The sequence below is a fragment of the Methylovorus sp. MP688 genome, from assembly GCF_000183115.1.
GTDB classification, from domain to species: Bacteria; Pseudomonadota; Gammaproteobacteria; order Burkholderiales; family Methylophilaceae; genus Methylovorus; species Methylovorus glucosotrophus.
On sequence record NC_014733.1, the window covers coordinates 373,223 to 394,158 of the forward strand.

Annotated in this window: 22 protein-coding genes; 12 read left to right on the forward strand and 10 right to left on the reverse strand. The window is 55.0% G+C overall.

The features are described 5' to 3' along the window. The first annotated feature begins 1 nt into the window (after position 1). The 8 genes from MPQ_RS01860 to MPQ_RS14235 all read left to right on the forward strand — a co-directional run bounded on the left by MPQ_RS01860 (position 2) and on the right by MPQ_RS14235 (position 4,677). Complete coding sequence (locus MPQ_RS01860) at positions 2–181, forward strand: YbdD/YjiX family protein (protein ID WP_190274883.1); 180 nt, start codon at positions 2–4, stop codon at positions 179–181. Further along, positions 154–465, forward strand: coding sequence for a TIGR03643 family protein (locus MPQ_RS01865; protein WP_013441188.1), 312 nt, complete (start codon positions 154–156; stop codon positions 463–465). The genes MPQ_RS01860 and MPQ_RS01865 overlap by 28 nt, the downstream gene beginning before the upstream one ends. A 138-nt stretch (positions 466–603) precedes the next feature. Next, positions 604–1,545 (forward strand): hypothetical protein, encoded by a 942-nt coding sequence (locus MPQ_RS01870; RefSeq protein ID WP_013441189.1) that lies wholly within the window; start codon positions 604–606, stop codon positions 1,543–1,545. 81 nt (positions 1,546–1,626) lie between these two features. After that, entirely contained in the window at positions 1,627–2,484 is an 858-nt protein-coding gene (locus tag MPQ_RS01875) for a hypothetical protein (protein WP_041361942.1), read from the forward strand. A gap of 94 nt (positions 2,485–2,578) precedes the next feature. Further along, entirely contained in the window at positions 2,579–3,271 is a 693-nt protein-coding gene (locus MPQ_RS01880; protein WP_041361944.1) for a hypothetical protein, read from the forward strand. A gap of 75 nt (positions 3,272–3,346) precedes the next feature. Beyond that, positions 3,347–3,949 (forward strand): hypothetical protein, encoded by a 603-nt coding sequence (locus MPQ_RS01885; protein WP_013441190.1) that lies wholly within the window; start codon positions 3,347–3,349, stop codon positions 3,947–3,949. A gap of 83 nt (positions 3,950–4,032) precedes the next feature. Continuing rightward, positions 4,033–4,452 (forward strand): hypothetical protein, encoded by a 420-nt coding sequence (locus MPQ_RS01890; RefSeq protein ID WP_013441191.1) that lies wholly within the window; start codon positions 4,033–4,035, stop codon positions 4,450–4,452. A gap of 93 nt (positions 4,453–4,545) precedes the next feature. Next, positions 4,546–4,677, forward strand: coding sequence for an SDR family oxidoreductase (locus MPQ_RS14235; RefSeq protein ID WP_202944351.1), 132 nt, complete (start codon positions 4,546–4,548; stop codon positions 4,675–4,677). A 173-nt stretch (positions 4,678–4,850) separates the two neighbouring features. Here the strand turns inward: MPQ_RS14235 and lgt are convergent, their stop codons facing one another. After that, positions 4,851–5,633: a prolipoprotein diacylglyceryl transferase gene (lgt, locus tag MPQ_RS01895; protein WP_013441192.1), complete on the reverse strand. Its 783-nt coding sequence runs from the start codon at positions 5,631–5,633 to the stop codon at positions 4,851–4,853. A gap of 138 nt (positions 5,634–5,771) precedes the next feature. Here lgt and MPQ_RS01900 point away from each other — a divergent pair, with 138 nt between their 5' ends. From MPQ_RS01900 to MPQ_RS01915, 4 genes are all read left to right on the forward strand, one after another. Next, positions 5,772–8,258: an EAL domain-containing protein gene (locus MPQ_RS01900; protein ID WP_041361946.1), complete on the forward strand. Its 2,487-nt coding sequence runs from the start codon at positions 5,772–5,774 to the stop codon at positions 8,256–8,258. Positions 8,259–8,372: 114 nt separating this feature from the next. Next, complete coding sequence (gene ilvD, locus MPQ_RS01905) at positions 8,373–10,223, forward strand: dihydroxy-acid dehydratase (protein ID WP_013441194.1); 1,851 nt, start codon at positions 8,373–8,375, stop codon at positions 10,221–10,223. A 22-nt stretch (positions 10,224–10,245) separates the two neighbouring features. Next, positions 10,246–11,196, forward strand: coding sequence for a D-hexose-6-phosphate mutarotase (locus MPQ_RS01910; RefSeq protein ID WP_013441195.1), 951 nt, complete (start codon positions 10,246–10,248; stop codon positions 11,194–11,196). A gap of 259 nt (positions 11,197–11,455) precedes the next feature. Next, on the forward strand, positions 11,456–11,782 hold the full coding sequence (locus tag MPQ_RS01915) for a c-type cytochrome (protein ID WP_013441196.1): 327 nt from the start codon (positions 11,456–11,458) through the stop codon (positions 11,780–11,782). A gap of 111 nt (positions 11,783–11,893) precedes the next feature. Here MPQ_RS01915 and MPQ_RS01920 read toward each other — a convergent pair whose 3' ends face one another. The 9 genes from MPQ_RS01920 to dusB form a co-directional block, all read right to left on the reverse strand. Next, complete coding sequence (locus MPQ_RS01920; RefSeq protein WP_013441197.1) at positions 11,894–12,247, reverse strand: RidA family protein; 354 nt, start codon at positions 12,245–12,247, stop codon at positions 11,894–11,896. A 5-nt stretch (positions 12,248–12,252) separates the two neighbouring features. Beyond that, on the reverse strand, positions 12,253–13,659 hold the full coding sequence (locus MPQ_RS01925) for an APC family permease (RefSeq protein ID WP_013441198.1): 1,407 nt from the start codon (positions 13,657–13,659) through the stop codon (positions 12,253–12,255). 48 nt (positions 13,660–13,707) lie between these two features. After that, positions 13,708–15,030, reverse strand: coding sequence for a sodium:alanine symporter family protein (locus MPQ_RS01930; protein WP_013441199.1), 1,323 nt, complete (start codon positions 15,028–15,030; stop codon positions 13,708–13,710). 50 nt (positions 15,031–15,080) lie between these two features. Beyond that, positions 15,081–15,980, reverse strand: coding sequence for an oxygen-dependent coproporphyrinogen oxidase (gene hemF, locus MPQ_RS01935; RefSeq protein ID WP_013441200.1), 900 nt, complete (start codon positions 15,978–15,980; stop codon positions 15,081–15,083). A gap of 13 nt (positions 15,981–15,993) precedes the next feature. Next, positions 15,994–16,539 (reverse strand): Sua5/YciO/YrdC/YwlC family protein, encoded by a 546-nt coding sequence (locus MPQ_RS01940; RefSeq protein ID WP_013441201.1) that lies wholly within the window; start codon positions 16,537–16,539, stop codon positions 15,994–15,996. Positions 16,540–16,551: 12 nt separating this feature from the next. Continuing rightward, on the reverse strand, positions 16,552–17,820 hold the full coding sequence (gene purD, locus MPQ_RS01945; RefSeq protein ID WP_013441202.1) for a phosphoribosylamine--glycine ligase: 1,269 nt from the start codon (positions 17,818–17,820) through the stop codon (positions 16,552–16,554). A gap of 99 nt (positions 17,821–17,919) precedes the next feature. Further along, positions 17,920–19,506 carry a bifunctional phosphoribosylaminoimidazolecarboxamide formyltransferase/IMP cyclohydrolase gene (gene purH, locus MPQ_RS01950; RefSeq protein ID WP_013441203.1) on the reverse strand — a complete coding sequence of 529 codons (1,587 nt, stop codon included), beginning with the start codon at positions 19,504–19,506 and terminating at the stop codon, positions 17,920–17,922. Between the two features lie 112 nt (positions 19,507–19,618). After that, the gene (locus MPQ_RS01955) at positions 19,619–19,852 is read right to left on the reverse strand and encodes a Fis family transcriptional regulator (protein ID WP_013441204.1); all 234 of its coding nucleotides are present in this window, start codon (positions 19,850–19,852) and stop codon (positions 19,619–19,621) included. 2 nt (positions 19,853–19,854) lie between these two features. After that, positions 19,855–20,886 (reverse strand): tRNA dihydrouridine synthase DusB, encoded by a 1,032-nt coding sequence (gene dusB, locus MPQ_RS01960; RefSeq protein WP_013441205.1) that lies wholly within the window; start codon positions 20,884–20,886, stop codon positions 19,855–19,857. Positions 20,887–20,936 lie beyond the last annotated feature (50 nt).

Sequence of the window (20,936 nt, forward strand, 5' to 3'; positions counted from 1 at the left end):
CATGCTGAATAAATTGAAAGCCTTCTGGCGCGTGGTGCGCCGCCTGTCTGGCGATGATGCCTACGAGCGTTATCTGCGGCATCACGCCGAGCAGCACGTGGACGAGCCGCCGCTGACGCGCGAAGCCTTTTTCAAGCAATGGCAGGATGGCAAATGGAAAGGCGTAAAGCGGTGCTGCTAACTCGGGATACCGTTCAGCCCACTATCTCCGGTCAGGAGCTGAGTGCGGCGGATATTGGCCGGGTAATCGAAATGGCGTGGGAAGATCGCACGCCATTTGAAGCCATTGCATTTCAATTTGGCTTATCTGAAGCCGAGGTGATAGTGCTGATGCGGCAGCAATTGCGCGCTTCGGCATTCCGGTTATGGCGCAAGCGCATGCAGGGCCGGTCAACCAAGCACGCCGCCTTGCGCAGCCCCGAGGTCGCGCGCCATCGTGCCCGCCATCGGGTGCCGCAGTTTTAAGCTCGCTGCCGGGGCGCCGGTAAAATATCTCACCAGACCCGCAATTACCATGGACAAGCTTAGCCCCGTCGGTAACAATCCCAAATAACTATCAGTGTTTTCACACGCTACGTAAGTCAGTCGGGCCTGGAGATCAATTTGCTAACAACAGTACTTAGTAGTGTTATCGGGACGATATGTGTTGCTGCCATTCTTGCAGCTCTAAAGAGTCGGTGGCTGTATGTTATTGCCCCGAAACTGTATCTAAACACTCCAATTAGCGACGGCCAAATAATATCGATTAACATATTCAATGCTGGCCTCACGGCAGAAGAAGATGTTGCCGTTACATTCCGTCAAGCATGCAAATTTGAACTGATTGGCACATCCAAAAGCACTTTGGTCATAAATGGGAAAACCATTTCTATTCCCAAACTATCAAGGCTCGAATCAATAACGATCGTATTGCTAATCGAAGGAAAGATATTCGACCCAATAGACATTGAGAGTGTTGAATCTAAATCAACAAAGGGCAAGGTTGTTGAGAGCAAAGAAAAGGCCACCGCCTTATGGCAAACTGCGATTGTCATTCCCATCGCTCTTTTGTTTCTTGCTGTGCCATTTGCTTTTGGTACATCTGTCGGTGCAGAAATGAAGGTCTCGGCGTTCGACTATCTAAATGACAAGCTCGAGATGTTCGGACAGAGCAAGCAGCTTTCTGGATTCAAGACCTCTCTGCGAGAAATTAGCGCCGATAATAAGTTCGAAGGGGCAATCAAGGACTCAAAGATCTCAGTAGAAACGACTGAGGTTGTTAGACGAGGAGATGTGATAACAATAATTACAAAACTATCAAACAATACCAAAGAGCCACTTATGATTGAGGGTTACCTCAAGAGTTCCGCTGGCGACAAGGGTCCTTTGAGTTTTTGGGATGAGCGTGTCGAAACTCTCGCACTGGCACCTGGTGAGAAGAAGTCCGTAAGACAAAGAGCGTTCCTCCCGGAAGCACTCTCGGCCAAGATCATAGAGAACAGGTTTTCATTTGAGAGCCTGTCAGGTGAATCACTTAGTACCTCGCTGGTAATGGAGTTCAACTAGTTGCCTAACATGGTGGTCAACACGGAAGCTCCGCCGATAAGACCTGCTCCACGCCTGTTACCTTCACGTTGGACCTCATGAATGCTGTCCTTCTCCGAAATTGAGACCTGGCTCAAACAAGCGAACACAAGATACAGAAGCGAGTCCATTCCTCATCGTCAGAGACCGTTTCGAGCGATAAGTGACTTCTCTGTAGAACACAAGATATCCCTTGATTTCTCATCGACAACTGCCAATCAAATTTTTGAGTGGTTTAAGTCAAACAGCCCGCCGTATTCTCATGCCCTCGGCTCAATGTTCACTGGAGCATACTTTTTTGACTCTGCATTTTGGCCTATTGAAGTCCCTATCATTTATGGCCAGATTACCGTGGACGCCTTCAAATGTTTGGAGACGATGCCGCAGACAATCAAAAATGAAATTGAATCTAGCCAAGGAGATACTCGGCGGCTTGTCGATTATTGGGTAGATTGCATGGATTACGGTTACGGCATCGACGAAATTCGAAACGGTGCTGGTGGACTATCTGATAAAGCGAGGCACTTCGCAAAAAGTGCCGATCGTGAGTTGCGAGGAGCCATCAGCCAGATTGTTTTACCGAGGCCAAACACAAAAGCCATTCTTGGGCTGCGAATGGCAACGGAGATTTTCATGAAGGCAGTTTTAATTCAGGAGCTAACTCTCAAAGACTCAGATCTCAAGAGGATTAATCACAGTTTGAAAAGTGCAGCTCATGAGTGCGCCAGAATTACCAGTGATGAAACGTACTCAGCTTTGGCAGATATGAGTGACGTCTTTCCGGCGGTCTCCTCTCGTTACGAACGCGACGAATGGCCTTTGAAAGACTTGTGGCAAGCAGTAACCCTAGCCCAGATTTCCGCAACAGCGCTAACGCGGAGATTTACGGACAAAGATATTCGACTGAGTTTTTTTAGGTAATTCATAGTTTAGTGCGCCGCCATGAAATTGAGGTTCAACCCATTATTCCACCGGACCGCCTTCGGCGGCCGGTGAATTCAAACGTTAGATTATTATGAGCCTACGCGAGCTTTATCAAACCCATTACTTCTACGAGACTGATCGTAGAGACCAAATTAACAACTCACTGACCATACCACTTGGAGTTATCTCATTGGTCAGTGGGGCATTTTTAGTTATCGCTAGGGAAATTGATTATCCATTCAACATCTCTGAAACAATACAGCTTTATCTCCTAGGCTTAACAGCCGTAAGCTTAATTTTGGCTGCCATTTTCATGGGCCGTGCATATTGGGGCTATGGTTATGCCCATATGCCGAGAGCTGAAGAAATACGTCAATACTGTGAGAACTTAAAAATTCACTATATAAGTCAAAACTACACTATAGATGATGCAAATAAGTTGGCTGATGAAGAAACACTTGAATATGTTGAGTCTCAATATTCGGTGAACGCTGAACTAAATGCAGAAAACAACGACATAAAATCAGCAAACTTGTTCAAAGCTAATGGCTTCACAATGGCATCAGTAGTTTTTTTAGTAATTTCTGCTGTACCCTATGTAATAAACTCAATCGAAGAGCCTAGTGAAATTCAAAAAGTCAAAATTACAAACTTAAAGGAGCTATCTATGGCAACCCCAACACCACAACCTCAAAGTCAACAACAGCCAGTTCCACAACCTAAGCCATCCCCCCCACCTAGCAGGGTTATTAAAGAACATGTTGAGCCAACATTGAAGAAATAATCTAACCTATCTTTCAAGCGGGACGCCTAACGGCGCCCCTTAATTCACACGTTAGGCCTTTCCACTGGAACCACTATGGCGCTATCCCTCGGCAAGCTACTTGAGACCTTCGACCAACGCATTGACAACACAACCCTCGACGAATTCCGAGATCATCTTGAAACGTCTTTGCGCCGTCGAGAAAAGGCGTTGGAAAAAGAGTACTCCTCGCTCACAGAGGAAGATTTTGAAGATCCTCGTGACATTGACGGCTACAAGATGCATATTGAGGACCAAGTCTACTATGCAAACGAGGTGAGAAAGCTTGGTCATGAGCTATGTATCGTCGCGCTATATCGCCAAATTGAAATTCACTCTAAACGTGTGGCAAAGAGAAACTTCCCAAGCCTTAACGAGCGGCAGTTATCCAACATAGCTGCGATGAAAGTAGCTCTCCCTTTCGATCTTGAGGCGCTCCCACACTTCGCGGCTTTCGATGAACTTCGCTTGTTCAATAACGCAATCAAGCACGAGGGGCGCGTTTCAGACGACTTAGTGAAAAAGTTTCCAGCCTTGCGCGCAGGAGAAGAGCTTGCCGACCTTGATAAGACTTACGACAGACTATTGCCGTTGATACAGCAATATACGAAGGCGTTTGTGTCGGCTGCGTATGCAAATTCAGCAAAGTACAAGGTCTAACATTGCGGTCAAAGCCGCTCCCTCCGGTCGCTGCGCGATAAAGCGCCGCGCCCTTTACATCAAACGTTAGGCGCCATTCGAACATGTCTACCCGACTGACTGCACTTGAGATTGCCGAACGTCAGTTACTGACTGCGTTGCAGATGTGGCGTGATGGCGACTTCATCAGTTGCATTACTCTCGCTGGCGCTGCGGAGGAGATATTGGGCAAGCGCATGCTCAAACTTGGCCTTGAGCCCTCTTTCGACAACATCAAGGAAACGATTGTTAGGTTTGCTCGGCACTTTGGGGAGGCAGACCAGAACATCAACAAGACGGTCGCCGAATTGATGAACCAAACTCGTAACGAGCTAAAGCACTATTCCGGTGACGAGTCGCTGGAGTTCGACATCAAGGCAGACGCGGAGGAAATGCTGGAAAGAGCAATCTCAAACTACACTGGACTTACAGGCAGGGTTCCAGAAGAAATTCTTCAATTCTGGGGTGCTTTCGGTGGTGCCTAACCAATCCATCAAGCGGGACTGCACTTACAGCGCAGCCCCTTATCCTAAACATTAGGGCTATTCAAAAGCACTGCCCTGGGAGCCGCTCTGGTATTGCCTCTGCAACGTGTCGGCACATCGGAAGAGGCAGCAGCCGTGGCAATGTTCCTTTTTTCTATTGTCTCGTCCTATGTAACGGGCAGCCAGTATGCAGTTGATGGTGGTTTAATTGAGGCTATACCGTAATTTCGTACCATTAGAAAATGGAATTTCCGGCACAATTTTCACCAAGAAGAAGGGAGGTTGTGTTGTGAAGAGATCAGAGTTTACGGAAGAGCAGACCGTATAATCAGGGGCAGGTCTCTAGGTAAAGTCTAGGTAAGTCTCAGACACAGCGCCCCCATCGGCCGCCACAGTTTCTAGGCACGCGGCTTCCGGCACAGGTAAAACATCACCAGCCCGGCGATCACCATGGGCAGGCTCAGCCACTGGCCCATGCTTAGCCCCATCGATAACAATCCCAGGTAGCTGTCCGGCTCGCGGGTGTATTCCGCCAGAAAGCGGAAGCTGCCGTAGCCGATCAGGAAGAGCGCCGAGACCGTGCCGCGTGGTTTGGGTTTGCTCGAATAAATCCATAAAATCAGGAACAGCACGACACCTTCCAGCGCAAATTCATAAAGTTGGGAGGGATGCCGTACCACGTTGTCCACTTTGGGGAAAATCATGCCCCAGGGCATGTCGGTGGCCCGGCCCCACAGCTCGCCGTTGATGAAATTGCCCATGCGCCCGGCGCCCAGGCCTATCGGCACCAGGGGGGCTACAAAGTCCATGATCTCCAGCCAGCGCTTGCCGGTTTTGCGGGCAAACAGCGCCATGGCCGCCAGCACGCCGAGAAATCCACCATGGAATGACATGCCGCCTTGCCACAGATAGAGGATTTCATGCGGATGCTGGCTGAAGTAAGTGGGCTGGTAAAACATGACATACCCAAGTCGCCCGCCGATGATGACGCCCAGCGCTCCGTAAAACAGAATGTCATCGACATCGCTGACCTTCCAGCCACTGTCAGGGTTGCGGCGTATGCGCCACTTGCCCAGCCACAGCAGGCTCAAAAAGCCCAGCAGGTACATGAGGCCATACCAATGGATGCCGAAGCTGCCGATATGAATGGCGATGGGGTCGAATTCTGGATGTATGAGCATGGTGGAAGCAGGCCTGCCCAAGTCGGCTAGCCCTTGGTTCTGTTGGTATTCATGATGTGCTATGGTAACCGAAAATAATGACAATCAGGATCGCGCAAGCAAATTGCCGATGTGCGATACCGGTTTTGGGAGGGTGACATGCAACACTCAGGGATGGAAACGTCCATGCAGAATCCGGGGGAGATCCCAGCTCAGCCCATTACCCTGGACATGCTCTGCCGCTTTGCGGTAGCCATGTTTCAGCACACTAATGAAAAAATTGCCCTCTATAACCTGAAGGCCGAGACGCGCTATATCAACCCCGCGCTCAAGGCGATATTGCCTGATCACTTGGGCGGAACCGCCGATGTGGTGCTGCATCCTTTTTTCTGGAATTACCGCGAGACACTGGAAGAGGTGATCCGAACAGGCCGTCCGGGTGGTTGCGTGGCGCATTTCACCGTGGGTAGCCAGGAAATATTTGATCTCATCAGCTTCAGTCCATTGTCAGATGAACATGGCCAGATGATCGGTGTGCTGGCGATTGGCCGCCAGACCGACCAGCGCGATGCCGCGGAGACGCTGGAGATCCGCCGTCGCGAACAATATCAGCGTGCCGTGCTGAATACCTTTCCTTTCATGGTGTGGCTGAAAGACAAACAAAGCCGCTTTCTGGCCACCAACAAGGCGTTTGCTGAAGTGCTGCAAATTGCGCATGACGAAGACATGCGTGGCAAGACGGATTTTGACTATTTCCCCCACGCCATGGCGGAGGGTTATGTGGCGGATGATCAAGAAGTGCTGGCTTCCGGCGCAGCCAAGATGCTGGTAGAGCCCATCATGAATCCAGACGGCGAGCTGCATTGGGCGGAAACCTACAAATCGCCGGTGGTAATTGATGGACAGGTCATCGGGACGGTGGGCTTTGCGCGGGACATCACAGCAGAGCGCCGGCTGGAAGCAGAAATCGCCCGCCGTGAGAATGAATATTCCATGCTGGTGCAAAATCTGCCGCTGACGGTGGTGCGCTATGACCGCGAGTGCCGCCGTGTGTTTGTGAACTCGTATTGCGCCATGCGCGAAAGCCTGCAGCAGCGTATCAGTGAGGTGATGGGCAAGACGCCGGCCGAGTATTGGAGCGGCAATATCATCAATATCACGGCCGAGGATTACCAGAAACGTATTCTTGAGGTGATGGCGACGGGCGAGTCCGATACCCTGGAACTGATCACGCAGTATGGCGAGGAGCAACTGGTGCATCTGGTTCGCATCGTGCCGGAGCGCTCAGCAACTGGTGAGGTGATCGGCGCCATGACGGTGGCGAGTGATGTCACGGAAAACAGCCGCTACCGCAAGCGCATCGAGCAGCTGGCTTACCACGATATCCTGACTGAGTTGCCCAATCGCTTGCTGTTCAATCAGAAACTGCAAATGCTGATTGAACAGACGCCAACCAACAAGCATGGCTTCTGCCTGCTGTTTATTGATCTGGATAACTTCAAGACTATCAACGATACGCTGGGCCATTCGGTCGGCGACAAGTTGCTGATTGAGGTATCGCGCCGGATCCGCCAGTTGCTAGGCAAGGACGACATGCTGGCGCGCATGGGCGGCGACGAATTTGCCATTTCCCTGCCGCATTGCCTGTCGCGCCTGGACGCCGCCTTGCTGGCCGCGCGCATTATTGATGCGCTCAATGTGCCGTTTGAAGTGTCCAGCATCAAGTTTTTTGTGTCAGCCAGCATGGGGATTGCTTTTTACCCCGAGGACAGCAGCCATCTGGATGATTTGCTCAAGCATGCCGATCTGGCCATGTACCACGCCAAGCGCCAGGGGCGTAACAATTTCCAGTTTTACAACCAGGAGCTGACCGTCAATGCGGCCGAGCGTTTGCTCATGGAAAACCTGTTGCGGCAGGCGCTGGCAAAAGGCGAGCTGCAGCTGTATTACCAGCCCATCATGGAGCTGGCGACAGGCGAGATGTATGGCGCCGAAGCCCTGCTGCGCTGGAACAGTTTTGACCTCGGCATGGTGGGGCCGGACAAATTCATTCCCATCGCCGAGGAGCGGGGCATGATCGTCGAGATTGGCGGCTGGGTGCTGCGCGAGGGCTGCCGTACCGCCGTGGCCTGGAATGCGCTGCGCAGCCAGCCCTATGTGCTGGCCATCAATCTGTCTTCGCGGCAATTCATGCAGCAGGATTTTCTGACCACGATTACCGACTGCCTGCAGGAAACCGGGTGCCGCCCGCAATGGCTCAAGTTTGAAATTACCGAAAGCCTGCTATTGCATGACAGCGACCATATACGCCAGACGCTGGAAGCGCTGCACTCTATCGGCATTGCCATTGCGATTGATGATTTTGGTACCGGCTATTCGGCGCTGGGCTATCTGAATAAATTTCCTGTGAGTCAGGTCAAGATTGACCGCTCGTTTGTCAGCGATATTGCTACCAATACGGAATCGGCGCTGCTGGTCAAAGCCATCATTGCCATGGCCGATAGCCTGGGCAAGGATTTGGTGGCCGAAGGCGTGGAAACTGCCGAGCAGGCCGAACTCCTCAGTCAGCTTGGCTGCCAGTATGTGCAAGGCTATTACTACGGCCGCCCGGTGCCGCTGGAGACCTTCAACCAGTCGTTGCGTTGATGCAACGTCGTGGTCCGCTTGGGCCGCTCAAATGATGCAAGATAGAGACATCTCACGTCCTCGACGTTGATCTGGGTTAAAATTTACTTTTTTGATTCCACTCGGATTAACGCCATGCCTGAATACCGTTCCCGTACTACCACCCATGGCCGCAATATGGCGGGTGCCCGTGCCCTGTGGCGGGCTACCGGCATGAAGGAAGAAGACTTCACCAAGCCAATTATTGCGATTGCCAATTCCTTTACCCAGTTTGTGCCTGGCCATGTCCACCTTAAGGACCTGGGCCAGATGGTCGCCCGTGAAATTGAGCGTGCTGGCGGCGTTGCCAAGGAGTTCAACACCATTGCCGTGGATGACGGCATCGCCATGGGCCACGGTGGCATGCTGTACAGCCTGCCCAGCCGCGACCTCATTGCCGATAGCGTTGAGTACATGGTCAACGCTCACTGTGCCGATGCGCTGGTATGTATCTCCAACTGCGACAAGATCACTCCCGGCATGCTGATGGCCGCACTGCGTCTGAATATCCCGGTGGTATTCGTGTCTGGCGGCCCGATGGAAGCAGGCAAGGTCAACTGGCAAGGTACATTCCACAAGCTGGATCTGGTGGATGCCATGGTGGCCGGCGCTGACAGCAAGGTCAGCGATGCGGAGTCCGAGGCGATTGAGCGTTCTGCCTGCCCGACCTGCGGCTCCTGCTCCGGCATGTTTACCGCCAACTCCATGAACTGCCTGACCGAGGCGCTGGGTCTGTCATTGCCCGGCAATGGTTCGACGCTCGCCACGCACGCTGCCCGCAAGGAGCTGTTCCTCAAGGCGGGTCGCCTGATTGTGGAGATCACCAAGCGCTATTACGAGCAGGACGACGAAAGTGTATTGCCGCGCAACATTGCCAACTTCAAGGCCTTTGAGAATGCCATGAGCCTGGATGTGGCCATGGGCGGCTCCACCAACACCGTGCTGCATTTGCTGGCCGCTGCGCATGAAGCGGGCGTAGATTTCACCATGGCCGATATTGACCGCATTTCGCGAAATGTGCCTTGCGTCTGCAAGGTAGCGCCTGCCACTGCCAAGTACCACATGGAAGACGTGCACCGTGCTGGTGGCGTGATGGGTATTTTGAGCGAGTTGAACCGCGCCGGAAATATCCACGCGGATACGCCTACCGTGCACAGCCCAACCCTGGGCGATGCACTGGCGAAGTGGGATATCACCACCACTACCGACGAAGACGTGAAGAAATTCTATCGCGCTGCGCCTGGCGGCATCTCCACCACCATCGCTTTCAGCCAGTCCATGCTGTGGCCTGAGCTGGACACGGACCGTGAGGAAGGCTGCATCCGCAACAAGGAGCATGCTTACTCGCAGGATGGCGGCCTGGCCGTGCTCTACGGCAACATTGCGCTGGATGGCTGTATCGTCAAGACCGCCGGTGTGGATGACAGCATTCTCAAATTTACCGGGCGTGCGCGCATTTTTGAATCGCAGGATGCCGCCGTTGAAGGCATTCTCGGTGACAAGATCGTGGCGGGCGATGTCGTGGTCATTCGTTACGAAGGTCCACGCGGTGGCCCTGGCATGCAGGAAATGCTGTATCCGACCTCCTATCTCAAGTCCAAAGGTCTTGGCAAGGAATGTGCTTTACTTACGGACGGACGTTTTTCTGGCGGTACCTCGGGTCTCAGTATCGGCCATGCATCGCCGGAAGCGGCTGAAGGCGGCGCCATTGGTCTGGTGGAAGAGGGCGATACCATCGAAATCGATATCCCCAACCGTACCATTCATCTGGCCGTGAGCGATGAAATCCTGGCGCACCGTCGTGCCGCCATGGAAGCGCGCGGCAAGGATGCCTGGAAACCACAGGCGCGTGAGCGTCATGTGTCACCAGCCCTGCGTGCCTATGCTGCCATGAGTACCTCGGCGGCCCGCGGTGCAGTGCGGGATGTCAGCCAGATCGAAAAATAATATTGTAAGGATCAAGAGTCGGATGCAATCCATACAGCAGTTGAATGCGCGTTACGGCGTTGGCCAGAAAATCCATTTCTATTCCGATCAGAATGGTCTGGTAACGGTTCATATTGAAAACCCCCATGCCTCGGCCAAGATCGCCCTGCAAGGCGCGCATGTCATGGAGTGGCAACCCCATCACTCTGAAGAGCCGGTATTGTGGCTGGGGGGGGAGGGGGGGTTTGAGCCGGTATTGTGGCTGTCGGATCAGGCGCGTTTTGTTCGTGGCCGTTCGATTCGCGGTGGGGTGCCGGTCTGCTGGCCCTGGTTTGGTGCACATGCCACCGATGAATCCCTCTGTCCGCACGGTTTTGCCCGCGTGGCCCAGTGGAAAATCGTCGATACCGTCATTGATCCGGATGGCGCCACGCGCATCATCATGCAGCTCATTGAAACCCAGCAGCTCGGCAAGCAATGGCCGCATCACTGTGAAGTCACCCTCACGGTGATTGTCGGCTCCGCCCTGCGGATGCAACTTACTACCACCAATACCGGTACCGCACCGTTTGTGCTGGGTGAGGCGTTGCATACCTATTTTCATGTCAGCGATATTGAAGTCATCAAGATCAGCGGGCTGGATAACACCCAGTATCAGGACAAGGTGGAAGGCTATGCCGTCAAGCAGCAGCAGGGCGACATCCGCTTTACGGAAGAAACCGATCGGGTCTATATCAATACCGAGAATACCTGTGTGATTGAAGATCCGGGCCTGCGCCGCCGCATTACCGTGCAGAAGTCCGGCAGCAAATCGACCGTGGTATGGAACCCCTGGGGACAGAAAGCCGCCGAGATCGGCGATCTGGGCAGCCATTCGGGCTGGCGCCACATGGTGTGCGTGGAGTCGGCCAATGCGACTGACAATGTCGTCACCGTTGCACCGGGCGAAGTCCATACGCTGGAGGTGGAATACAGCACCGAATATTACCTCTAGCCTGCATGGCGAAAAGGGGTCGCCTGGCAGCCGGATTGAACGGCTGGCGGTCAGGCAAGTCAGAATGATGCATGTGCAAGTGATGCATGACAGGACACGGTCAACGTTCAGGCTTTATTGACGTTGATAAGGTGTAGGTGATGCACGAGATTGACAGGGTTAATAAAACGCTTAAGCACTTTCCAAGGCGAGGCAATCCTAGGTATCATTACAAGTTGTATTAACGTAGTTTTTACAAGACCGAGATGAAGGAGAAAGCATGAAAGGTTTATTAATGACGGTTGCAGCCGCCGGCACTTTGATGCTGGCTGGACAAGCAAGCGCAGCAGATGCCAAGGCCGCTGAAGCCCTGGCGCAAAAGAATGGCTGTCTGGCATGTCACAGTGTTGCCAACAAGGTAGTGGGTCCTGCTTACAAGGACGTTGCTGCCAAGTACAAGGGCGACAAGACAGCAGAAGCCAAGCTGATCGCCAAGGTCAAGGCTGGTGGTAGTGGTGTTTGGGGTCCTATTCCAATGCCGCCTAACAGCCCACACGTAAAAGACGAAGACATCAAGACTATCGTTGAATGGATTCTGACTCTGTAATTACGGATTACAGTTTTCAAACAAAAAAGCCGGTTCAAAAGACCGGCTTTTTTGTTGCTCGCAGCTCTCAATGCATGAGGTTGAAATCGCAGTCGCAGGTGATGTTTCTGCCTATAGCTGGGCGGCTGTTATGACGATTTCAATCCGCCACTCTGGCCGCGCCAGCGCCGCCTTTACCGTGGCACGCGGGGGAGCCGCTCCGGCGGGCACCCAGGCATCCCACACTTTGTTCATGCCGTCGTAATCGGCCAGGTCGGCCAGAAAAATCTGCGCCATCAGGATGCGCGATTTATCGCTACCAGCTTCTGCCAGCAAGTTATCGATCATGGTCAGTACTTCGGCGGTTTGGCCCTGGATATCCAGACTGCCGTCGTTGGGGACCTGGCCAGCCAGGTAAATCGTGCCGTTGAAAATGGTGGCCTCGCTGTAGCGGGCACCAGGATGTAAACGTTGAAGGTCGGACATAAAAATTAACGCGCTTGTTTATTGAGAACGCTATGGTGCCTGGAATAAACAAAATAAAACACTATTCCGATCAGCACCCAGATAATAAAGCGATGCCAGGTTTCATTGGGCAGGAATACCATCAATGCCCCGCATGAAATTACGCCCAGCAGGGGAATCAACGGGTTCCATGGATTTTTGAAGGGGCGCTTGAGATCAGGCTGACGTATCCGCAATACCATGACGCCTATGCACACCATGACAAAGCTTGCCAGGGTGCCGATATTCACTGTCTCCGCGAGTTCGCCCAGCGGGAAAAAGCCGGCGATGGAGGAAATAATCAGCGCGCAAAGCAGAATGATGCGCACCGGCGTGCGTCGCTCCGGATTGAGCTTGGAAAACACGGGGGAAATCAGACCATCGCGGCTCATGGCATAGAGGATGCGGGTGAGGCCATACATGAGCACCAGCAGCACGGTAATCAAGCCAGCCAGCACGCCGGTCGCCACCAATGTGGAAGACCAGGTGAAGCCGATTTTGGTCAGCGCGTAGGCGACGGGGGAGCTGACATTGAGTTCGGTGTAATGCACCATCCCGGTCAGCAGGCCTGAGACCAGAATGTAGACCAGGGTGCAGAAGGTCAGCGATGCGATCAGGCCGATGGGCAGATCACGCTGGGGGTTTTTAGCCTCGTCTGCTGCGGTGGAAACCGCATCAAAACCAAAGTAGGCAAAAAACACCAGGGAAGCTCCAGCCAGCACACCGATGGTATGCCCATCTGCATGCTTGTCGAACCAGCCAAACGGCATGAAGGGCTGCCAGTTGTCGGCATGAATGTGCAGGGCGGCAATGCCGACAAAAATCACGATGGTGCTGAGCTTGATTGCCACAATGATGTTATTGACCTGCGCGCTCTGTTTTACGCCGCTGATCAGCAGCAGGGCCAGCACCCAGATAATGCCAAACGCGGGCAGGTTGATGATGCCGCCCTGACTGGGAGCCTTGGTCAGCAGTTCCGGCAGGTGGATATTGAAATTCGCCAGCGTACCAATGAAATACCCGGACCAGCCATTGGCAACTGCAGCCGCTCCCACCCCATACTCAAGCAGTAGTATCCAGCCCATGATCCAGGCGATCAGTTCACCGAAGGCGACATAACTGTAGCCATAAGCGCTGCCGGAGCCGCCTACTGAAGCGGCCAGTTCGGCGTAGGAGAGCGCTGCGAAACCAGAGGCAATGCCAGCAAAAATAAATGAGACCACCACCGCTGGGCCTGAGAGGGTGGCGGCTGCAATGCCGGTCAGCACGAAAATGCCGGTGCCGATGGCGCATCCTATACCTAGCAGCGCCAAGTCAAAGGCGCTGAGACATTTTTTTAGACCGCTGCGGTCTTCAGTATCAATCGGCTTGGTACGAAAAAGCTGTGCAAACATGCTATCCCCTATTTTTTGAAAATAGTATGCACGAAATATGCCTGTCGCCTACGCCTTGAAGTAACGGTCGGTTTCCGCCTTGATCACCTTGGAAAGTACCAGCAGGCCGATCAGATTGGGAATCGCCATCATGCCATTCATCAGGTCCGAGAAATTCCACACCAGTTCCAGGCTGATGCTGGCACCCACGGCGACCGCCAGGGTGAACACCAGGCGATAAATCTTGATACTGCGGAAGCCGAACAGGTATTCCACCGCTTTTTCGCCGTAGTAATTCCAGCCGATGAGGGTGGAGTAGGCAAACAGCGCGGTTGAAATGGCGACGATATATTTGCCAGTGTCGCCCAGGGTTTCTGCCATGCTGATGCTGGTGAGCTGGCCTGCGCTGACGCCATGCTTCCAGGCCGTGGCGGTGAGGATGATGAGGGCGGTCATGGTGCACACCACCAGCGTATCAATAAAGGTTTGCGTCATGCTCACCAGTGCCTGGCTGACCGGGTCTTTGGTGCGTGCGGCAGCGGCGGCAATGGGGGCCGAGCCGAGGCCGGATTCATTGGAAAACACGCCGCGGGCAATGCCATAACGCATGGCGGCGGCGACCGTGGCTCCGGCAAAGCCTCCACCGGCGGCGGCCGGGCTGAAGGCGTGATGAAAGATCAGGTAAAACGCATGCGGGATTTCGCTAAAGTTGTAGGCCAGCACCACCAGGCCGCTGCCCACGTATATCAATATCATCAGGGGAACGAGGTAGGAGGTGAATTTGCCGATGGACTTGATGCCGCCGATGATCACGAGGCCGGTCAGCACCATGAGGATAAAGCCGGTGAGCTCGGTGGGAATATGAAAGGTGGATTTGAAGATTTCTGCCGTGGCATTGGCCTGCGCCATATTGCCAATGCCAAAGGCGGCACAGGCGGTAAAGAAAGCGAACAGGGCGCCCAGCCACGGCATGCCCACGCCTTTTGCCAGGTAGTACATGGGGCCGCCGCGCATGCCATGCGGGCCTTTTTCACGGTATTTGATGGCGAGGACGGCTTCTGAATATTTGGTCACCATGCCGACCAGGCCTGTCATCCACATCCAGAACACAGCGCCTGGCCCGCCCAGGGTAATGGCGGTGGCAACGCCGACAATATTGCCTATGCCCACGGTCGCGGCAAGCGCGGTCATCAGCGCTGCAAAGTGGCTGATATCGCCGTCGTGCCCGACTTCTTTTTTGAAAATAAGCTTGAATGCCAGTGGCAGGGTGCGGAACTGCAAACCCTTGAGCAGCACGGTCAGGTAAAGGCCGGTGCCTACCAGCAGGATCAGCATGGGCGGCCCCCAGATCCAGCTGGATAATGTGGCGATGACGCTTTCAACGGTTTGCATTTATCACTCCCTTTTTACAGGGATTATAAGCACAAACCGCGCCGATCAAGCTAACCCAGCCAGTTTTTATCGATCAGGAAGTCGCTGTAGAGACGGGCTTCAGGCGAGCCTGCTTCGGGTTTCCAGTCATAGCGCCATTTGACGATGGGTGGCATGGAAAGCAGGATGGATTCGGTACGGCCATTCGATTGCAGTCCAAACAGCGTGCCGCGGTCATACACCAGGTTGAATTCCACATAGCGGCCACGACGATAGGCCTGAAAGTCGCGCTCGCGCTCGCCGTACGCCATGTCCTTGCGGCGCTGCACGATAGGCATGTAAGCCTGAATGAAGGCATCGCCCACATTGCGGATCAGGGCAAAGCTCTGCTCAAAGCCCAGCTCATTGAAATCATCAAAGAAGATGCCGCCTATGCCGCGTGGCTCCTTGCGATGCTTGAGGTGGAAATATTCATCGCAATGCTGCTTGAAGGCGGGGTAATACTGGCTGCCGAAGGGCGTGAGTGCTTCGCGGCAAAGGCGGTGAAAGTGAATGGCGTCTTCTTCAAACCCGTAATACGGCGTCAGGTCCATGCCGCCGCCAAACCACCAGATCGGCTCTTCACCGGGTTTTTCCGCGACAAAAAAGCGCACATTCATGTGCACGGTGGGGATGTAAGGGTTACGCGGATGAAACACCAGCGAGACGCCCATGGCTTTCCAGCTGCGGCCTGCTGCTTCCGGGTGTGCCACGCTGGCGGAGGGCGGCAACTTGTTGCCAATCACATGCGAAAAGCCCACGCCTGCACGTTCAAATACATTACCTTCTTCCAGCAGGCAGGAAGTGCCGCCGCCGCCTTCCGGCCGCTGCCAGCTGTCGTTGAGGAAGTTCTTGCCATCAATCAGCTCAATTGCCTCAACGATGCGGCTTTGCAGACCTTGCAGATAGTCATATACGGCGTCGGAATTCATGCGGTGCTCCGGTTTAGGGGCGCAAAATGCGTCCGGTGATGAGGTCTTGTATGGTCGAGGGCTTGCGGGCGCCGCCGGTGAGTCCGGCGATGACGCGTACGCGCTGCCCGAAAAGCTGGCGGCATTTACGGGTGGTTTTGGCCGGGGCATGGCCTGCCTTGTTGGCGCTGGTGGAAACAAGGGCCATGCCTGCCATGCGGCAAAGTCTTGCCGACAGAGGGTGTGCTGTCACCCGCACGGCAAGCGAGGGATGACGGCCATGCAGCCAGATGGGGCAGTCTTCGGCGTGTGGCACCAGCCAGGTATGCGGGCCGGGCCAGGTGGTGGCAACCCGCGCTTGCTGCTCGGGGCTTAAGGGTGCGATCAGGCGCTTGAAGCGCGTCTGCTGATCGCCAATCAGGATCAGCCCTTTGCGCTGCGGCCGACCCTTAAGGCGCAATATGCGCTGCACGCCCAGGCGGCTGTGTGGATCGCAGCCCAGCCCGAAACAGGACTCGGTAGGATAGGCAATGACCCCGCCATGACGCAGGTAATGCCGCAACTCGCGTGCATTCATCATTGCTTTTTACCCTCAGGATTTAACGGCGCGGTAGCCGATATCCTTGCGCATCTGCGCGCCATCAAAGCGAATCTCTTCGGCGATCTGGTAAGCACGGCTTTGCGCGTATTTCACGGTTTCGCCCAGCGCGGTAACGCAGAGTACGCGGCCACCGCTGGTCAGCACGCGGCCATCTTCCAGGCGGGTGCCGGCATGAAACACATGGGCATCCTGCAGATCACGCGGCAGGCCGGTGATTTCATCGCCCGTGCGTGGGGTATCGGGGTAATTGGCCGCTGCCATCACCACGCCCAGCGCGGTACGGCGATCCCAGTCCACCGTCGCCTGATCCAGCGTGCCGTTGACGGCATGCTCGGCCAGACCCACGAGGTCCGTCTTCAGACGCAGCATGATGGGCTGGGTTTCCGGGTCGCCCATGCGGCAGTTGAACTCCAGTGTCTTGACGTCGCCTTCAGGCGTAATCATCAGGCCTGCATACAAAAAGCCGGTGTAGGGAATGCCATCTTTTGCCATGCCTGCCACGGTGGGGGCAATGATTTCGCGCATTACCTTGGCGTGTATGTCAGGAGTGACCACAGGGGCGGGGGAGTAGGCTCCCATGCCGCCGGTATTGGGGCCCTGGTCGCCATCCAGCAGGCGTTTGTGGTCCTGGCTGGTGGCCAGTGGCAGGATATTCTTGCCATCGACCATCACGATAAAGCTGGCTTCTTCGCCCGTCAGGAATTCTTCGATGACCACGCGGGCACCGGCCGCTCCCAGCTTGTTGTCGGCCAGCATGGCGTCAATGGCGGCGTGTGCTTCGTCTTCATCCATCGCCACCACCACGCCCTTGCCAGCGGCCAGACCATCGGCCTTGATGACGATAGGCGCGCCTTGCGCACGCACGTAGTCATGGGCAGCGGCGGCATCGGTAAACGTGGCATAGGCCGCTGTCGGGATGCCATGACGAATCATGAAGGCCTTGGCGAAATCCTTGGAGCTTTCCAGCTGGGCAGCGGCTTTGGTCGGGCCGAAAATCTTCAGGTCATTGGCACGGAACGCATCGACGACACCCTGCGAAAGCGGGGCTTCCGGGCCGACGATGGTGAGGGCGATCTGCTCCTTGAGTGCAAACTCCAGCAGATCCGCTACCGATGAAACGGGAACGTTGACCATGTCCGGGTTAAGTGCGGTGCCTGCATTGCCCGGCGCGACATAGACGCGGCTGATATTGGGGTTTTGCGTAACTTTCCAGGCCAGTGCGTGTTCGCGGCCACCGCTGCCAATGACGAGTACTTTCATGTTGTTAACCCTGTGCTATATGAACAATGCCCTGCGGTCTGAACAATGCGCACTCCGGGTAATCGGAAAGCACGTCCAGATACGCAGGGCATGGCATGTTTAGTGACGGAAATGACGAATGCCGGTGAGCACCATGGCGATGCCATGCTCATCCGCGGCAGCAATGACTTCTTCATCGCGAATGCTGCCACCTGGCTGAATAACGCAAGCAGCACCGGCTTCAGCCAGCACGTCCACCCCATCGCGGAACGGGAAGAAAGCATCGGAAGCCACGGCAGAACCCTGCAGGGAAAGCCCTGCATTCTGTGCCTTGATGGCAGCAATCTTGGTGCTGTCCACACGGCTCATCTGGCCTGCGCCCACGCCCAGCGTCATGCCATTGCCACAGAAGACGATGGCATTGGATTTGACATACTTGGCCACACGCCAGGCGAAGAGCAGGTCTTGCAGCTGTTGCGGGGTAGGCTGTGTGCGGGTAACCACCTTGAGGTCAGACAGGCTGAGCTCGTGGTTGTCCGCAGTCTGAATCAGCAGGCCCGAGCCCACGCGCTTGGTGTCATGCGAATTGCGGCCTTGCTCCCAGGCGCTGCTGCCACCGGGTGGCAATGCAATCTTGAGCACGCGCACATTGGCCTTGGCCTTAAAAATCGCCAGCGCATCGGCCGTGAAGTCAGGCGCAATCAGCACTTCGACAAACTGCTTGGCAACGGCTTCTGCCGCGGCAGCATCCACAGTCTGGTTGAAGGCGATAATGCCGCCAAAAGCCGAGGTCGTGTCAGTCTGGAAAGCCTTGCTGTAGGCTTCGAGTGCGGTCGCGCCTACGGCAACGCCACAAGGGTTGGCATGCTTGACGATCACGCAGGCGCCACTGTCAAAGCTCTTCACGCATTCCCAGGCGGCATCGGCATCGGCGATGTTGTTGTAGGAAAGCTCCTTGCCCTGCAACTGTTCGGCGGTGACCAGTGAGCCAGGTGCCGGGTACAAGTCGCGGTAGAACGCAGCCTGCTGGTGCGGGTTTTCGCCATAGCGCAGGTCTTGCACCTTGACGAAGCGGCCATTGGTTTGTGCAGGGAATGCGCTGCGGGTGCCATCGCTATTGATAGAGGAAAGATAATCGCTGATGGCGGCATCGTAGTTGCTGATGCGGTTGAACGCGGCGACGGACAGCGCAAAGCGTGTGGCCTGGCTGGTGGCGCCACCCGTGCTCTTCATCTCATCCAGCACGGCGGCGTATTGCGATGCATCGGTCAGCACCACGACGTCTTTCCAGTTCTTGGCGGCAGAGCGCACCATGGCCGGGCCACCGATGTCGATGTTTTCAATCGCATCTTCCAGCGTACAGTCGGCCTTGGCGACAGTGGCTTCGAACGGGTAAAGATTCACGCACAGCAAATCAATATTGGGGATGCCCGCTTCATGCATGGCGCTGACATGCTCGGGCAGATCGCGGCGACCCAGCAGGCCGCCGTGCACCTTGGGATGAAGCGTTTTGACGCGGCCATCCAGCATTTCAGGAAAGCCGGTGTAATCACTGACTTCAATCACCGGAATCTGGTGATCGCGAAACAGCTTTGCCGTGCCGCCAGTCGAGAGGATTTCGACGCCAAAGGCGTGCAGGCTTTGGGCAAATTCGAAGATGCCTGCCTTGTCGGAAACGCTGATGAGTGCTCTTTTGATGATGGCCATGATGTCAGTTGATGTCTGTGTGGGTCAGTAAATATGCGTCGTTAAATGAAGCGGGAAAAATAAAACAGGAAAACATGTAGCGCAGCAGGAGGCGGCCGTGGCCGCCTGGCGGTTATTCAATCTGATAAAGCTGCATCTTCTTGCGCAGGGTATTGCGATTGAGGCCGAGAATCTCGGCAGCCTTGCTCTGGTTGCCCCCGGCACGATGCAGCACGTATTCGAGCATGGGTTTTTCCACGCAGCCCATTACCATGTCATACACGGCGTGGGGCGGCTGGCCATCCAGGTCTTTGAAATATTCATCCAGGGCAGCCCGGATACAGGCGGCGACGTCTTTATTACTCATATTCAGGCCGCCATCGCTTGGTCGTCGGAGGATTCAGTCTCGGGGACATATTGCAGACGCTGGTCGTGCTGCAGCAACTGGCTGAAGAACTGGCTGATGGCTGCCTGTTGCTCGTCTACGGTTTGCAACTGATTCATGTGGTGGCGGAAATTCGCGGAATCCTTCAGCCCCTTGGTATACCAGGAGATATGCTTGCGCGCCACGCGCATGCCGGTCAGCTCGCCGTAAAAGTCATACAGATCCTGCACATGGTCCAGCATCACCTGATGGATTTCGCTCACTTCGGGTGGCGGCAGATGCTCGCCAGTTTCCAGAAAATGCGCAATCTCACGGAAAATCCAGGGGCGACCCTGCGCCGCACGGCCTATCATCACGGCATCGGCCTGGGTGTATTCCAGCACAAACTTGGCTTTTTCCGGGGTGGTGATATCGCCATTGGCGATCAATGGAATCTTGATGGCTTGCTTGACGGCGGCAATGGTGTCGTACTCGGCATCGCCGTTATACAGGCAAGCCCGGGTGCGGCCATGCATGGCCAGGGCTTGTACACCGATGTCTTCCGCCATGCGCGCCACGGCCACAGCGTTGCGGTTGTTCTTGTCCCAGCCGGTACGGATTTTCAGGGTGACTGGCACATCCACGGCGGCCACCACTGCTTTCAGAATCTGCGATACCAGCGGCTCATCCTTGAGCAAGGCCGAGCCTGCCATCACATTGCAAATCTTCTTGGCCGGACAACCCATGTTGATATCGATGATCTGTGCACCGTTATCCACATTGTGCTTGGCGGCTTCCGCCATCATCTTCGGGTCTGCCCCGGCGATCTGCACCGAAATCGGCTCCACTTCGCCCTCGTGGTTGGCGCGGCGCAAGGTCTTGGCGCTGCCATACAGCAGCGAGTTCGACGTCACCATCTCGGAAACAGCCAGCCCCGCCCCCAGCTTCTTGCATAGCATGCGGAAAGGCCGATCCGTCACGCCTGCCATAGGCGCAACTACCAGATTGTTTTTGAGTTTGTATGGGCCGATTTGCACTGAAGCTGAAACCTTGGACAAAGTCCGTACGATGATTGTGGAAAAGCTGC

Coding starts and splice junctions, on each gene's coding strand:
- MPQ_RS01860 (WP_190274883.1), top strand. CDS start 2: ATGCTGAATAAATTGAAAGCCTTCTGGCGCGTGGTGCGCCGCCTGTCT.
- MPQ_RS01865 (WP_013441188.1), top strand. CDS start 154: ATGGAAAGGCGTAAAGCGGTGCTGCTAACTCGGGATACCGTTCAGCCC.
- MPQ_RS01875 (WP_041361942.1), top strand. CDS start 1,627: ATGCTGTCCTTCTCCGAAATTGAGACCTGGCTCAAACAAGCGAACACA.
- MPQ_RS01880 (WP_041361944.1), top strand. CDS start 2,579: ATGAGCCTACGCGAGCTTTATCAAACCCATTACTTCTACGAGACTGAT.
- MPQ_RS01885 (WP_013441190.1), top strand. CDS start 3,347: ATGGCGCTATCCCTCGGCAAGCTACTTGAGACCTTCGACCAACGCATT.
- MPQ_RS01890 (WP_013441191.1), top strand. CDS start 4,033: ATGTCTACCCGACTGACTGCACTTGAGATTGCCGAACGTCAGTTACTG.
- lgt (WP_013441192.1), bottom strand. CDS start 5,633: ATGCTCATACATCCAGAATTCGACCCCATCGCCATTCATATCGGCAGC.
- MPQ_RS01900 (WP_041361946.1), top strand. CDS start 5,772: ATGCAACACTCAGGGATGGAAACGTCCATGCAGAATCCGGGGGAGATC.
- ilvD (WP_013441194.1), top strand. CDS start 8,373: ATGCCTGAATACCGTTCCCGTACTACCACCCATGGCCGCAATATGGCG.
- MPQ_RS01910 (WP_013441195.1), top strand. CDS start 10,246: ATGCAATCCATACAGCAGTTGAATGCGCGTTACGGCGTTGGCCAGAAA.
- MPQ_RS01915 (WP_013441196.1), top strand. CDS start 11,456: ATGAAAGGTTTATTAATGACGGTTGCAGCCGCCGGCACTTTGATGCTG.
- MPQ_RS01920 (WP_013441197.1), bottom strand. CDS start 12,247: ATGTCCGACCTTCAACGTTTACATCCTGGTGCCCGCTACAGCGAGGCC.
- MPQ_RS01925 (WP_013441198.1), bottom strand. CDS start 13,659: ATGTTTGCACAGCTTTTTCGTACCAAGCCGATTGATACTGAAGACCGC.
- MPQ_RS01930 (WP_013441199.1), bottom strand. CDS start 15,030: ATGCAAACCGTTGAAAGCGTCATCGCCACATTATCCAGCTGGATCTGG.
- hemF (WP_013441200.1), bottom strand. CDS start 15,980: ATGAATTCCGACGCCGTATATGACTATCTGCAAGGTCTGCAAAGCCGC.
- MPQ_RS01940 (WP_013441201.1), bottom strand. CDS start 16,539: ATGATGAATGCACGCGAGTTGCGGCATTACCTGCGTCATGGCGGGGTC.
- purD (WP_013441202.1), bottom strand. CDS start 17,820: ATGAAAGTACTCGTCATTGGCAGCGGTGGCCGCGAACACGCACTGGCC.
- purH (WP_013441203.1), bottom strand. CDS start 19,506: ATGGCCATCATCAAAAGAGCACTCATCAGCGTTTCCGACAAGGCAGGC.
- MPQ_RS01955 (WP_013441204.1), bottom strand. CDS start 19,852: ATGAGTAATAAAGACGTCGCCGCCTGTATCCGGGCTGCCCTGGATGAA.